Source organism: Devosia sp. SL43, assembly GCF_021729885.1.
Lineage (GTDB): Bacteria > Pseudomonadota > Alphaproteobacteria > Rhizobiales > Devosiaceae > Devosia.
The window spans coordinates 3,777,218-3,791,579 of record NZ_CP063401.1; the positions used below are offsets into that span (position 1 = coordinate 3,777,218).

The 14,362-nt window shown below is 64.1% G+C and carries 7 protein-coding genes; 4 read left to right on the forward strand and 3 right to left on the reverse strand.

The window, feature by feature from the left end:
* Positions 1 to 7 precede the first annotated feature (7 nt).
* Positions 8 to 682 (forward strand): GntR family transcriptional regulator, encoded by a 675-nt coding sequence (locus tag IM737_RS18510; protein WP_236896571.1) that lies wholly within the window; start codon positions 8 to 10, stop codon positions 680 to 682.
* Between the two features lie 18 nt (positions 683 to 700).
* Here IM737_RS18510 and IM737_RS18515 read toward each other — a convergent pair whose 3' ends face one another.
* The 3 genes from IM737_RS18515 to IM737_RS18525 all read right to left on the reverse strand — a co-directional run bounded on the left by IM737_RS18515 (position 701) and on the right by IM737_RS18525 (position 8,353).
* Positions 701 to 5,140 (reverse strand): putative Ig domain-containing protein, encoded by a 4,440-nt coding sequence (locus IM737_RS18515; RefSeq protein ID WP_236896573.1) that lies wholly within the window; start codon positions 5,138 to 5,140, stop codon positions 701 to 703.
* Between the two features lie 142 nt (positions 5,141 to 5,282).
* Positions 5,283 to 6,596, reverse strand: coding sequence for an HlyD family type I secretion periplasmic adaptor subunit (locus tag IM737_RS18520; protein WP_236896575.1), 1,314 nt, complete (start codon positions 6,594 to 6,596; stop codon positions 5,283 to 5,285).
* Positions 6,596 to 8,353 carry a type I secretion system permease/ATPase gene (locus tag IM737_RS18525; RefSeq protein WP_236896577.1) on the reverse strand — a complete coding sequence of 586 codons (1,758 nt, stop codon included), beginning with the start codon at positions 8,351 to 8,353 and terminating at the stop codon, positions 6,596 to 6,598. The genes IM737_RS18520 and IM737_RS18525 overlap by 1 nt, the downstream gene beginning before the upstream one ends.
* 175 nt (positions 8,354 to 8,528) lie before the next feature.
* Here IM737_RS18525 and IM737_RS18530 point away from each other — a divergent pair, with 175 nt between their 5' ends.
* From IM737_RS18530 to IM737_RS18540, 3 genes are all read left to right on the forward strand, one after another.
* The gene (locus tag IM737_RS18530; protein ID WP_236896578.1) at positions 8,529 to 9,896 is read left to right on the forward strand and encodes a TolC family protein; all 1,368 of its coding nucleotides are present in this window, start codon (positions 8,529 to 8,531) and stop codon (positions 9,894 to 9,896) included.
* Positions 9,897 to 10,081: 185 nt separating this feature from the next.
* Positions 10,082 to 11,200, forward strand: coding sequence for an efflux RND transporter periplasmic adaptor subunit (locus IM737_RS18535; RefSeq protein WP_236896579.1), 1,119 nt, complete (start codon positions 10,082 to 10,084; stop codon positions 11,198 to 11,200).
* A 2-nt stretch (positions 11,201 to 11,202) separates the two neighbouring features.
* A complete protein-coding gene (locus tag IM737_RS18540) occupies positions 11,203 to 14,316 on the forward strand; it encodes an efflux RND transporter permease subunit (RefSeq protein ID WP_236896580.1) in 3,114 nt (1,037 codons plus the stop codon).
* Positions 14,317 to 14,362: the final 46 nt, after the last annotated feature.

Here is a 14,362-nt window from a genome sequence, read left to right on the forward strand (position 1 = left end):
AAAGAGCGTGCTCAAGCGCCCCCGTACATCGTCCGAGGATATCAGGCAGCAGCTGGCAGCCCGCATCATCAGCGGCGAACTGGCCCCGGCGACGCCGCTCGACGAGACCAGCCTCGCCACCGAATTTTCCGTGTCGCGGACGCCTATCCGCGAAGCGCTGCGCCTGCTGGCCGCGAGCGGCCTCATCGACCAGAAGCCGCATGCCCAGGCGCTGGTCGCCAAGCCCGACGACACAACCCTCGCCGGCATGTTCGAGGTCATGGGCCATCTCGAGGCGCTGTGTGCGGGGTTGAGTGCGGTCGCCATGACCGCGCCGGAGCGGGATGCGCTGGACCGGCACCATGCCGCGATGGCGGCGCTTGTCCGCGCCGGCAATGCGGAGGACTACAGCGTCGCCAATGATGTCTTCCACAGTGCGATCTACGACGGCGCCCACAATGGCTATCTTGCCGAACTGACCCGCTCCACCCGCCAGCGCTTGCAGCCGTTTCGCCGCGCCCAGTTCGGCGTCCTGCCCCGCCTTCGCCGCTCGCACGAGGAGCATGGCGAAATCGTAGAGTCCATCCTGCGCGGTGACCGCAACGGTGCCGAAGCAGCCATGCGCGCCCACATCGCCATCGTCGAAGGCGTATCCAGACGGCTTGTCCAGACCAGTCGAAACGCGCTCGATCAGTCCGCGTAAGCGGGGCAGGGCGCCCCGCTAGACCTGCCCAAGCCCCGAAATGTCGACTTCGCGATCGTCGAACACCAGTTTCTCGAAGCCGGTCAGAATGTCGAAGGCATTGTCTCCAGCGTTGTGCCAGACCACCACGCCCTTGCCGTCCGCCGTCTTGCCCCAGCCGTAGTCGGTGGAGAGCGCATCGATGATGAAGCGGTCGGCAGTGCCTTTGCCCGCCAGATATTGGGTGCTCTCGGGGTCGTCGATCATGTCGGAGCCACCCGTGCCCAGGATCGAGGCGACCGACACCGACTTGTTGGTGAAGCGCAACTCCTCGAAATTGAACAGCACGTCGAAACCCTTGCTGTCCCAAATAACGATGCCCTTGCCATCCTGCGTTGGCCCCCAGCTATAGGTGCTGGAATTGCCGCCCAGGACGAACACGTCCGTGCCATCGCCAGCATCGATATTCTGGTTGGCGGTGGTATTCTGATAGAGCGTTTCGGCACCCGGCTTGGCGCCGATCGTCAGCTTGAACTCGTCGCTGGCACTGAGGCCCGAGGGGTCATTCGCCGTGACCTTGATGGTGAGCGACCCCACCTGCGCATCGGCAGGGATGCCGCTGAACAGGCCCGTCGCGGCGTTGAATTTGAGCCAGGTGGGCAATGCCGTGCCGTCGGCCAGCGTCGCCGAGAGGGTCAGCGTCGAATTGTCGACATCGACGAAGGTCGCGGAGGGCAGGGCGAAACTGAACTCCGCACCCGACTGGCCGGTCTGGTCGACAATGGCCTGGCTCAGCCTGGGCGCATCGTTGACTGCGGTTATGGTCAGATCGAAACTGTCCGTCACCAGTCCGCCCTTGCCGTCGCTCGCCGTCACCTCAACAGCCAGCTTGCCGACATCGGCATCGTTTGGAGTGCCCGAGAACGTGCGGGTGGCTGCATCGAATTTGAGCCATGTCGGTAGCGCTGTGCCGGCCGCCGTCCTGGCGGCCAGCGTGATAGCGTCGCCATTGGCATCGGTGAAGGTATTGGCCGGCAGGGTGAAGGTGAACTGCGCCTCCTCGGCCGTAACTTTGTCGACGATGGGATTGGCCACGATCGGCGCGACATTGGGCCCGGTCACGTTGACGACGAACTCGTCGCTGGCGCTGCCGCCATTGCGGTCGTTGGCCGAAACCTTAAGCGTCAGCGGTGCGGCGCTGGCTGGCGCCGTGCCGCTGAGGGTACGACCATTGTCGCTGACGGTGATCCAGCTGGGCAGCGCCGAGCCGTCCGCCAGCGTGACGAAGAACAGCATCGGATCGTTATCCGCGTCGGTAAAGGTCTGGCTCAGCGAGATCGAGAAGGCCTGGCCCGGCGCAAAGGTCTGGTCCGCCACTGGATTGGTCACAACAGGCGGGTTGTTGGCCGCCATGGCGATGTCGAAGACGTCGGAGGCGGTGCCGCCCTTGCCGTCCGATGCCGTGACTTTCACCGAGACGGTGTTGAACTGGGGCGGCTGGCCACGGAACAAGCCATTGGCGGCATCGAATGTCAGCCAGCTCGGCAATGCGGTGCCATCTGCCTGCGTCGCGGTATAGGTCAGCGTATCGCCATTGGCGTCGGTAAACGTGCCGGCGGGGATGGCGTATGTGAACACCATGCCCGCCCCCGAGGCGGGAACCGAGTAGTCGGCAATGGGCTTGGCCAGCACAGGCGCCGCATTGGCCGGCGGCGTGCCGGTCAGGTAGACCGTCTTGTCGGTGAAGACGAGCTGATCGAAGGCGGTCAGCACGTCATAGGTGTCGTCAGTCGCCGAAACCGTCCAGATGACCAGGCTCTTGCCATCTGCCGTGTTGCCCCAGGCATAGTCGGTGGATGTGCCGTTGATGATGAAGCGGTCGGCAGTCGTCTTGCCGGTCAGGGTCTGGATCGTGTCGGCGATATCCAGATAGTCCGGACCTTCCGGCGCAGCCGCCTTGAGGTCGACCGTCTTGTCGGAGAAGCGCAGCTTCTCGAAGCCTGTTAGCACATCGTAGGTGTTGTCGGTGGCCGAGCGCGTCCACACCACGATGCTCTGGCCGTCCTCGGTCGCGCCCCACTGATAGAGGCTGGAAGAGCCGGCATAGCGGAACACATCATTGGTGGTGGCGCCGGTGAGGAACTGGTTCTGGCTGGCCACATCGTTGACCACCGTTTCGGCGGCGGTGTTGACTGTCAGCACGAAGTCGTCGCTGACTGCGGCGCCCTTGGGGTCGGTTGCCGTCACGCGGAACGTAAAGGTGCCGCTGACACCTGATGGCGGCGTGCCCGAGAACGTGCCAGTCTGGGCGTTGAACGCTACCCAGCTTGGGAGCCCCTGGCCGTTGGCCTGCGCCGCGACGAGGCTTAGCGCATCATTGTCGGCATCGGCGAAGGTGCCTGCCGGCAGCTTGTAGCTCCAGTTGACGCCCACCGTGGCCCCTTGATCTGCGGCAGGTGTAGCAACGATCGGCGCCTGATTGGTCGCCGTGCCGCCAATGGTCAGTCGGAACACGTCATTGACCGTCGCCCCATCCGGATCGACGGCAGTGACGCGGATATCGATCGGTCCGGTCTGTCCGGCAGGCGGTGTACCGGCGAAGGTGCGGGTGGCGGCGTTGAAGGTCAGCCAGCTCGGTAGGGCCTGACCGCTGGGCAGGCTTGCCGCCAGTTCCAGGCTGTCGCCATCCGGGTCGGAGAAGGCTGTGGCCGGGATCGTGATCGACAGCGCGGTGCCGACCGTGCCTGTCGTATCGGCAATCGCATTGGCCACGACGGGCGCGCGGTTCGGCACGGCGTTGGGATCGGTGATCTCGAGGCGGACGATCTTGTTGCCGGTAATGTCGGAATAATAGACGTAGCCGTCCGGGCCCTCGACAAAGCTCACGGCGTGATAGGTGCCGATATTGGTGACGTACTGCATCTTGGTGCGGTCGTTGACGTCGACCGTGAAGATGTCGCCATCGACGATGTCGGAGAAGAAATAGTCGCCCTTGAATATCTCGGGATACTTGTCGCCATCATAGACCGACGTGCCGCCCACGATGGCGGACATCTGGTAGCCCGGATCGCTGCCCGTATGCGAGAACGCGCGGAAAGCTGGCGTTACAACGATCGTGCCATTGGCCACATTGGTATAGAACAGGCTGGCGCCCGGCATGGTCTGGTAGCCCGGCGTCTTGTTGATCTCGCCATTGTCGGCGCCCTCGTAGTAGGGCCAGCCGTAATTGGCGCCCTTGCCACCCGAATTGATCTCTTCCCAGGAGTACCAGCCGGTCTCCGAGATCATAATGCGGCCATCGTCGGTGAAGGTCATCGCATAGGGATTACGCAGGCCCATCTGCCAGACCTTGGAGGCGTTGGCGTCGAGGTTGGCAGTGGCATAGGGATTGTCGGCAAATCCGTCGCCGGTGATCGGATCGATCCGCAGGATCTTGCCCGACAGGCTGTTGACGTTCTGCACCGAAGCCGTGCGTGGGTCGGCATAGTTGTAGGACGTACCGTCGCCGGTCGAGACATAGAGCGCCCCGTCGGGTCCGAAGGCGATGGCGCCACCGGCATGGGAGCGCGAGTCGACCTTGATATAGTCCTGCTTGTAGGTGCCGTCGGCATTGACGTCCGAAGCGCGCTTGTCGGAGTGAATGGGGTCGGTGTAGTCGAGCGCGCCGCCGCCCGAGATATCGTTGAGCGAGGTGCCCGCGCCACCCAGCATGACAGTCTCGCTGCCCGGCCTGATGGTGGGCACGGCACCCGACATGTCGAGCTCGTAGCGCACCAGGTGGGCATAGCGGTTGCCCAGGTTGTCGGCGCTTGCCGCGCCCGACGCTTTCACGTCGGCCGGATCGACCACGTAATAGGCGTAGAGATAGGGATTGTTCTCGAGATCGGGATGCAACGCGATGTCGAGCAGGCCGCGATCGGCATCGGAGTTGACCTTGCCGGTGATGTCGAGCAGCGTCGAGACCATCGTGCCGGTATCGAAATTGACGATCTTGATGCGGCCTTCCTTCTCGGAGACCAGCGCCAGGTTGGTGTCCTCGATCCACTCGATCTGCATAGGACCGTCAAGACCCGTAACCGCATCGACAGTCTTGACCGTGTACGGCGAGGTCTGCGGCGGATTGCTCGGCTCGACTACGGGATTTTCGTCGTCGAGGATCGACACCAGCGTGGTGCGTGGAAACAGCAGCGTACCGCTGTCGACGTTGATCAGCGACACGTTAAACTTCTCGGTGGTTTCACCCAGGCTATCATTGAGAATGGGGATACGGATCGTCGTGCTGGTCGCGCCGGCGGCGATCACCGCGCTGCCGCTCATGGCGGTATAATCCAGACCGGGGGTCGCACCATCCGGGTTGGTCGCGTAGGAGACCGCCACGGCGCCGGATGTGTCGCCATCACGCTTGATGGTGATCGTAACGAAGCCTTCGCGCTCGCCGACGCTGTATTCGTTGGCGCCTAGATAGATCGTGCCAGTCATCCCTGCCTCCGCTGCGATCTACAGGAAATCCCGTAGTACGAACATTTTAGTCAGGAGATTTACGCGCACTTCGTCGGAGACGCTAACGCATCCGCAAGTAATCAATTGGTAACCATAATAGACTTGGTTAATTGATGGTGCTTTATCGAAAAGCCTTCCCGAAACTGTCGGTCAACGGTGCGAGCAGATATTGCAGCAACGTGTGGTTCGGCTTGCGGAAGTAGGTCTCGACCGCCATGCCAGGCCCAGTCGGGGGCAGCCCCGCGAGCGCTTCGCGGCTGAGATCGAGGCGCACGGTGAAGTAGCGGGCTCCGGTCCGTTCATCGACATGGCTGTCCGGCGAGACGAACACGACCTCAGCTTCGAGCGGGGCGTCATCCTTGCGGCTGAGGCCGGAAAACACGATGTCCGCCATCTGACCAACAGCGATGTCATCGATCTCGATCGGTGCGACCTTGGCCTCGATCAGCACCGGCTGGTCGTCCGGCACGATCTCGGCGATGACGGCATAGGGTTCGACGGCACTACCGACCGTATTCACATGCAGCTTGTCGACGATACCGGGCTGATCGGCCCGCACCTCGACGCGATCCACCGCGACAGTGGCAGCTTCGAGCTGATCGGAGAGTTCCAGCCGCTCCGCCCCAAGCTTGGCCAGTTCCATGGCCACGTCCTGCGCAAAGGTCGCGTCGAGCGAGGCAAGCCGTGCATCCATCTCGGCAAGCTGCTCATCGACCGAATTGAGCTGCCCATCCAGCCGCGCTAGGCTGCCGGCAATCCGCGCATCCTCGCGCTCCAGCTCGCGCAACTGCGCGGCACGGCCATAACCATCTGCTGCGGCCGCCCGGCGTAGAGCCAGATCTTCGGCCAGGCTCGCCGACTGACTGAGCAGGGCATCGCGTTCGCCAACGAGCCCCGCGCGATCCTCGACCAATGCCTGTCGCTGTGCCGCGATGACCGACTGGTCGGCGGCGCGCCGCACTGCGCGCTGGGCGTGCTCGGCCTGCTGCCCTGCGATGACGCTGGTCACGAGGCCCGCATCATAGCCGGCAAACCGGGTCGTGAGATCGGCCGGGAAATCCTGCCCGTCGCGCTCGGCGGCCAGCCGGGCCAGCGTCACGTCCAGCACTGCCAGTCGTGCCGTGAGCTGCCCCAGTGCAGCCTTCTCGGCCTCGGGACTCATCACCGCAATCACGTCACCGGCCGCGACCCGGTCACCTTCGGCAACGTTGATGGCGGCAATCACCCCGCCACGGTCGTAGCGCAGCATCTGCGTGCGTCCATCTGTCACCACGATACCGGGTGCGATGACGGCGCCGGAGATCGGCGCGACAACAGTCCAGACGCCGAACACAGCCATAAAGGCGCCTATCACCAGGCCGCCAAGGCGGGTAGTGGCGGAGAAGTCGGTCACGCGGTGGCGCAGTGCGGTGTAGTCAGGGGCAAGCTCGACCATCAGACGTCTCCCGCCTGTGAGTGCTGTGCCGGCGTGTAGGTCCGGCGATGGTTGGCGGCATGCGCGGTGATGCGGGCGCCGTCCTGGCTGTTCATGGCCCTGGGGAAGACGTCGCGCGCCGGCCGGCAGGATTCGAGCCGCCCGTCGCGGACCAGCGCCACCCGGTCGGCAACGGCTAGGATCGAGTTGCGTTGCGAAACCACCACGATCGCCCGGCCACGCGCTTTTTCGGCCGCGAGCGCATCGATCAGCGCACGTTCGCCATCGCTGTCGAGATGCGCATTGGGTTCGTCCAGCACGAGCAGCTTCGGCTCGCCGAACAGCGCCCGTGCCAGGCCGATGCGTTGGGCCTGGCCGCCAGACAGGCGAATGCCGCCGGTACCGAGCCGCGTCATATAGCCATCGGGCAGCCGGGCGATGAATTCATGCGCATTGGCGCGTTGCGCCGCGGTGATGATGGCTAGGTCCGGCACTCCTTCGGCAAAGCGCGCGATGTTCTGCGCCACGGTACCATCGAGCAGCTCGCTTTCCTGCCCGAGATAGCCCATCGCCGCACCGCGCTGGTCGGTCGGCCATTGTGCCAGGTCAAAGCCATCGAGCCGCACATGGCCGCTGGTGGGCGCGGCAATGCCGGCGATCAGCCGCGCCAGCGTCGACTTGCCGGCGCCGCTCGGCCCCATGACCGCGGTGATTTCGCCGGGCTCGACCACCATGCTCACTTCGCTGAGCAAGGCCCGCTTGCCCAGCTTCTCCGGCACGTCGAAGCCAACCGCTTCCAGCGTCAATCGACCCGTGGGCTCCGGCAGCTCGATAGACGGCGTCTGCGCCTTTGCCTCCAGCGCGACCAGTACGGCGCTGACCTTCTCATGCGCCGCAATACCCTGCAGCAGCTGCCGCCAGCCGCCGATCATCTGCTCGATCGGCGCCAGCGCCTTCCCCGACAACAGCGACGCGGCAAAGATCAGCCCGGCCGACATCTGTCCGATCAGCACCAGATAGGCGCCGATGCCCAGCATCAGGATCTGCAGCACCTGCCGCACGAAACGGGTGAGACCCATGTAATACGCATTGACCGACCCTGCCTCGTCGGCCGCGGCCGATGCCGCGATGGCCTGCTGCTCCCAGCGGCCGATCATCTGCGGCGCCATGCCCATGGCCCTGACGTCTTCGCTGTGGTTGAGCGCCGCCGCCGCATAGCGACTTGCTTGCGACTGATGCGCCGAGCCACGCTGGCTGGTATCGCCCAGCGCCGTGTTGTTGAGCACGGCGATGCCGACCAGGATCGCGCCGCCGGCCAGCGCAACGGCGCCGAGCAGGGGATGAGCGAAAAACAGCACCAGGAAATACAACGGCGCGAAGGGCAGGTCGTAGAGCCCCAGAAACGTTCGGCTCGACAGGACTTGCCGAGCCACGCCGGCCTGGCGCACCGCGTCTGCGATGTCGGTGCCAGCATCGGCCGCCAGACCGCCCTCGAGCAACGCATGCGTTGCCGCTAGCTCGTACCGAGCACTCAGCTTTTGCGCGATGATCGAGCGGGCCGATTCCAGCAGGCCGTAGACGGCGAATGCAGCCGTCACCAGCAGCGTCAGGTATATGAGCGTCTCGAAGCCATGCCCCGGCAGTACGTGGCTATAGACCTGCGTCATGTAGATGGGCGAGGCCAGCATAAGGATGTTGACGGCGGTCGAAAACAACCAGAGCCAGCCGGTGGCATCCCGGAACAGGCTGTCGAGTGGTCCGCGCTTGAGTCCGAACATGAGGTGCCGCCGCTCCTGCCTTGAGCCATCAGGCTTAGGCCAAGGGCGGTGCGGGCGAAATCAAGTCCTCAACAAAAGGTAAACCACCAGGGTAAACGGCGGAGACTCACGGGTTTTTCGCGCCCGGTGCGACGGCATTATCGCGGCATTAACCATAATCATCGAAATGTGACGCATGCGCGCAAAGCGGTCCAGCCTGTGGTCGTCCGTTAGCCTCGCCATGGCGTGCCGCATCGGCGCGCTGGCGGGCCTCGCTCTGTGCAGCGCTCCCGCTCTGGCCGAACAGATCGGGCTCCGCCCATCGATGACGGCGACCAGCTATATCCACGTCATGCCATCAGAGGCTTTCTCCAGCAGCTTTGCCGAAATGATCCGCAATGCCGTGCAGAAATCGGACGCCGTGCAGGCCGCTGCCGCGCGCTGGCATGCCGAGCAATATGGCGTCGACGCCGCTGCCGGGGCGCAATTGCCCAGCGGCGCATTCTTCGGCGAGGCTGGCATTGCCGCCGGCTCCGACAACAACACGCCATACGCCTATGGCGTGCGCGTCTCCGTGCCCCTCTATGACGGCAATAGCGCCGGCTTTGCCACCGAAGCGCAGTCGGCCATGTCCGAAGCAGCACGCCTCGCGGCGGTGGACGAACTCGCGGCCACGCTGGTCGATCTGGTTGCCGCGGCGGCCTCGATCCGCCGCGCCGAAGAGACGCTCGATGCCCGTCGCGTGCAATATGCCGCCATGCAGGACCTGCTCGCCGCCATCGTCAGCGAGCGGGACACAGGCACCGCCAGCAAGGTCGATACCGACCAGGTCGAAGCGCAGCTCGCCCAGATCGAGATCGAGCTCAAGGCCGCCGAAGCTGCCCGCATCCAGGCGCGCGAAAGTTTCGCCCGCATAGCCGGCCAAGCCCCGAACTATGTCGGCAATGCCGGCTCAATCGCGCGCTTCCTGCCGTCAAACCAGGCGGCGGCTTCGGCCATCGCCATCCAGGAAAACCCGCAACTGGCCCAGCGCCTCGCCCTCGCAATTGCGGCCAACTTCACCACCAGCTCGGTGAAAGCCAGCTTCGGCCCAGACCTGTCGCTCGACCTGAGCGCCGGCGCGTCGGGCGATATGTTCAACACCGTCTCCGCCTCACCCGAGGCCAGCGCTTTGCTCCGCCTCGAAGTCCCTTTCGCCTTCGGCACCGAGGCTGCCGTGCAGCAACGCGCGCTCGAAGCGCAGGCCGCCGAATTCGAAGTCAGCGCCGCGCAGCTCGGCGTTACGGCAGGCATTGAGAGCGCCTATGCCCGTCTCCAGACCACGCGCGGCAGCCTGTCCCTGGCTTACGAAGCGCTGGAACGGTCTCGCACCGTACTGACAGGCATCAAGACCGAGCGCGATCTGGGTGAACGGTCGATCTTCGATCTGCTGACGGCCCAGAACGCCTTGGCCGAGGCCAGGATTCGCCTGTCGGGCCTACAGTATGAGCTGACCGTCGCAGAACATCTGCTCGCCGCGCAGATCGGCCGCATCGATGACATCTACGGCCTGGGCCTTAACTGAGGCCAACCCCGTAACATCGTTGCGACATTACGGGATTGTAATATGTGGAAAATCGTGGCGCTGCTAAGGTTTGCCGCATATTCGCCGATACACCGGCTCATCTCTTAATCTTCGAGGTCCAGCGCTTGATCCGGCAGCTTGTGGCATCCCTATGCGTTCTGGCTGCCGCGGCGGTGGCTTGGATAATGTTTGTTCCCGGTTCCACCGCGACCCTTGCCAGCTATGGCATTGTTCTACCCTTCGGCCCGCCCGCTGCGGAAGCGACGGCAAGTGGTCCTGGCGCTCGGCCGGCTGGTGGACCGATCGGTCGCCCGGGCGGTACCAATCGCCAGACCAATGTCGTCACCACATCAGTCACCATGGCGACCATAAACGATACGCTCAATGCTATCGGCGAAGGCACTGCAGCCAGCTCGGTGACGGTATCGTCCCCGTCGGGCGGCAACCTTGCCGAGGTGCTGGTGCGACCGGGTCAGGTGGTCGCAGCCGGCGACGTCATCGCCCGGCTTGATGCCGAGGCTGAACAGATCGCTCTCGATCGTGCCAAGCTCGCCGTAGAGGACGCCACGGCGACCCTGACCCGCACCGAGGGTCTCGCCAGCTCCAACGTCGTCGCCACCACGGCACTGACCGCCGCCCAGCTCGCCGCCGCCAATGCCGACCTCGAACTGCGTAACGCTGAGGTCGATCTGGCTCGCCGCACCATCACCAGCCCTATAGCTGGTACAGTCGGCCTCATCCGGGTCACTGCAGGCAATTATGTGCCTGCCCAGACGACAGTCACGACCATAGACGATACATCCGCCATCCTGGTCGATTTCTGGGTGCCCGAGCGCTACGCCGCTGCCATCGCCATCGATACGCCGGTCACCGTCACGGCGATCGCCTTGCCGGGGCGCAATTTCGAAGGCCAGGTCAGCGCCATCGATAATCGCATCGATCCGGCCAGCCGCACGCTTCAAGTGCAGGCCGAAATCCCCAATGACGACGCAGCCCTGCGCGCTGGCATGTCCTTCTCGGTCGCGCTGCGCTTCTCGGGCGAACAATACCCAACGGTCAATCCGCTGGCCATCCTGTGGTCGGCAGAGGGCTCCTATGTCTGGAAATACGATGCCGGCAAGGCCACCAGGGTCATGGCCGAAATCGTACAGCGCAATAGCGACGGCGTGCTGGTGCGGGGCGATCTCAGGCCCGGCGATGCCATCATCACCGAGGGCATTTTGCAGCTCAGCGAAGGCGCCGAGGTGACCTTGCTCGACGGCCCGGATGGCGCTCCATCCAGCACTGCAGCCTCGGAGCTCTAGCCATGTCGATTGCCCAGAAGAACGAACGTGGTGGCACTCTGGCAGCTCTGTTCGTTCGTCGCCCGGTGCTGGCGGTCGTCATCAACGCGCTGATCGTCGTTGCCGGCCTCGCCGCCTTGCTGGGCGCCGAGGTGCGCGAGCTTCCCAGCGTCGAGCAACCTGTGCTGTCCATCTCGACCAGCTTTCCCGGGGCCGCCGCCGAAACTGTGGATCGCGAGGTGACAGCCGTAGTCGAGGGCGCCGTCGCGCGTGTCCAGGGCGTCACTGCCATCTCGTCCAGCTCCTCGACCGGCAACAGCCGCGTCACTCTCGAGTTTGCCGACGGCACCAATCTCGACACCGCCACATCTGACGTCCGCGACGCCCTGAGCCGGGCCACCCGTGGCCTGCCTGATGGCGTCGAAGATCCCACCATCTTCAAGGCTGACAGCGACGCCCAGGCGGTCATCCAACTCGCCGTGACCTCCGACACACTTTCGGTCGGTCAACTCAGCGAACTGGTCGAGGGCGTCATCTCCGAACGCCTCGGCGCTGTGGATGGCGTTGCCGAAGTCCAGGTCTATGGCACGCGCAACACCGCCTTCGAGATCGATGTCGATCCGCTGAAGCTGGCGAGCCTCGGGCTGACCGTGGCCGATGTGCGCAACGCGCTGTCCACCATCGCCCTCGATACCCCCGCCGGCTCGATCAACGGCCCCAACCAGAACATCTCGGTCCGGGCCATTTCCGAAGTGACGACGCCGCAGGATTTCGAGCGCATCGTCATCAATGGCCGGACCCTGCTCGGCGATGTCGCCACAGTGGTTTTCGATGCCGCCGCCAGCACATCCTCGCTCCGTTCAGATGGACGGCCCGGCATTGGCCTTGGCATCGTGCGGCAGGCGCAGTCCAACACGATCGAGATTTCCGAAGGCATCCACGCCGCCGTCGATACTCTCAACGAGACGCTGCCCGAAGGCGTCAATATCAAGGTGTCGAGCGACGATGCCATCTTCATCGATGGTGCATTGCACGAGGTCGAGATCGCGCTTGTCGTGTCGCTCGTCGTGGTGGTGGCGGTCATCTTCCTCTTCCTGCTCGATTGGCGCGCCACCATCGTGCCGGCCCTTTCCATGCCCATTGCATTGCTTGGCGCCGTAGCCGGCATCTATCTCGCCGGCTTCTCGCTCAACATCATCACTTTGCTCGCTTTGGTCCTGGCCACCGGCCTCGTGGTCGACGACGCCATCGTGGTGCTGGAAAATATCGTGCGCCGCAAAGCACTGGGCGCCGGTCCCCGTGCCGCTGCGGTGCTCGGCACGCAGGAGGTGTTTTTCGCTGTCGTCGCCACCACGCTGACGCTGAGCGCGGTGTTCATCCCGCTATCGTTTCTCGACGGCCAGACCGGACGCTTGTTCCGCGAATTCGGCTTCACCCTGGCCATCGCGGTCCTGCTCAGTTCTGTCGTCGCCCTCTCCATGGGCCCGATGATCGCTTCGCGTTTCCTCAAGCCGCACGAAGAGTATCAGCATGGCGGTGTTGTGGGCGCCATCGGGCGCGGGTTCGCGGGCATCTATCGTGCCACGCTCAAGATCGCCTTGCGCAATCCCTTCGTGGTGGTGCTCATCGCCTTGCTGTTCGCCGGCTCCGCCTTCTTTGTTTATGGCAACCTGCGCCAGGAAATCACGCCGCCTGAGGATCGCTCGCAGATCCAGCTGCGCGTCCAGGCACCCAATACGGTCAGCCTCGACTATATCCGCACCCAGCTCTCGCGCGTGGAATCCATGCTGCAGCCTTTCGTCGACAGTGGCGAAGTGCAGTCGATCTTTGTGCTGTCAGGCTGGGGCAGCGGCGGCTCGCTGACCTTGACGCTGGCGCCATGGGGTGAGCGCGAACGCAGCCAGCAGCAGATCGCTGCCGACATTACCGCGCTCATGGCGCAGGTGCCCGGCGTGCGGGCTTCGGTGGGGCAGGGCAATAGCCTGGGCATTCGTGGCGGCGGTTCCGGCCTGCAGTTTGCCGTGGTCGGTTCGGACTATGCGGTGCTCGCCGAAACTGCGCAGACCATCGCCGATCGCCTTGAGGAAGACGGTCGTTTCGGGCGCGTGACCGTGAATTATGACACCACTCAACCACAGCTCACACTGACGGTCGATCGCGCCAATGCGGATGCCTTGGGCATCGATATCAATGGCCTGGCGACCACCATGCAGGCCATGATCGACGGCAGCGACGTCGGCAACGTGTTTATCAACGACACTAGCTACACCGTCCGCATGGTGTCGAGCAGCAATCCGGTCAACGATCCGCGCGATCTCGAAAGCCTGTTCGTCAAGACGGCTGATGGCCGCTACGTGCCGATGTCGACCATCGCCACCATCACCGAAGCGGCCGTGCCGCCGTCGCTGCGGCGCGAGGAACAGCGGCGGGCCGTCCCCGTTACGGCCAGCCTGGATGGTGGCCTGGCGCTTGGCGATGCCTATTACCAGGTGCTCGACATGGCACGCCCCATTCTGCCCGAGGGGGTCTCGATCATTCCCCTGGCCGAAGCCAAGACCATTGGCGATGCCACCAGCGGCCTCTTCATCACCTTCGGCTTTGCGCTGGTGATTATCCTGTTGGTGCTGGCCGCCCAGTTCGAAAGCCTGTGGAGCGCAATCATCGTCATGACCACCGTGCCTTTCGGCGTGGCGGCGGCGCTCTATGCGCTGCTGGTCACGGGGGGAAGTCTCAATATCTTCAGCCAGATCGGACTGGTGCTCGTGGTGGGCATCATGGCCAAAAACGGCATCCTGATCGTCGAATTCGCCAACCAGCTGCGCGACAAGGGTCTCTCGGTGGCCGAGGCCATCGAGCAGGCCTCCAACATCCGGCTGCGCCCTGTGATGATGACCATGATCGCCACCATTCTGGGTGGTTTGCCGCTGGTTCTGGCCAAGGGAGCCGGCGCTGAAGCCCGCTCAGCCCTGGGCTGGGTGATGGTTGGTGGACTGAGTTTTGCAGCGATCTCGACGCTCTATTTGACGCCCGTCGCCTACCTCCTGCTGGCGCGCTTCAGCAAGCCAAAGGCGGAGGAAGAAGCTCGGCTCGAGCGGGAGCTCGACGCTGCCAACGGCATCGCCGAGCCGGCGGAATAGCTGTCGGTCGCCGCAGCAGCAATCACACGGTGGTCATACGTTGCAG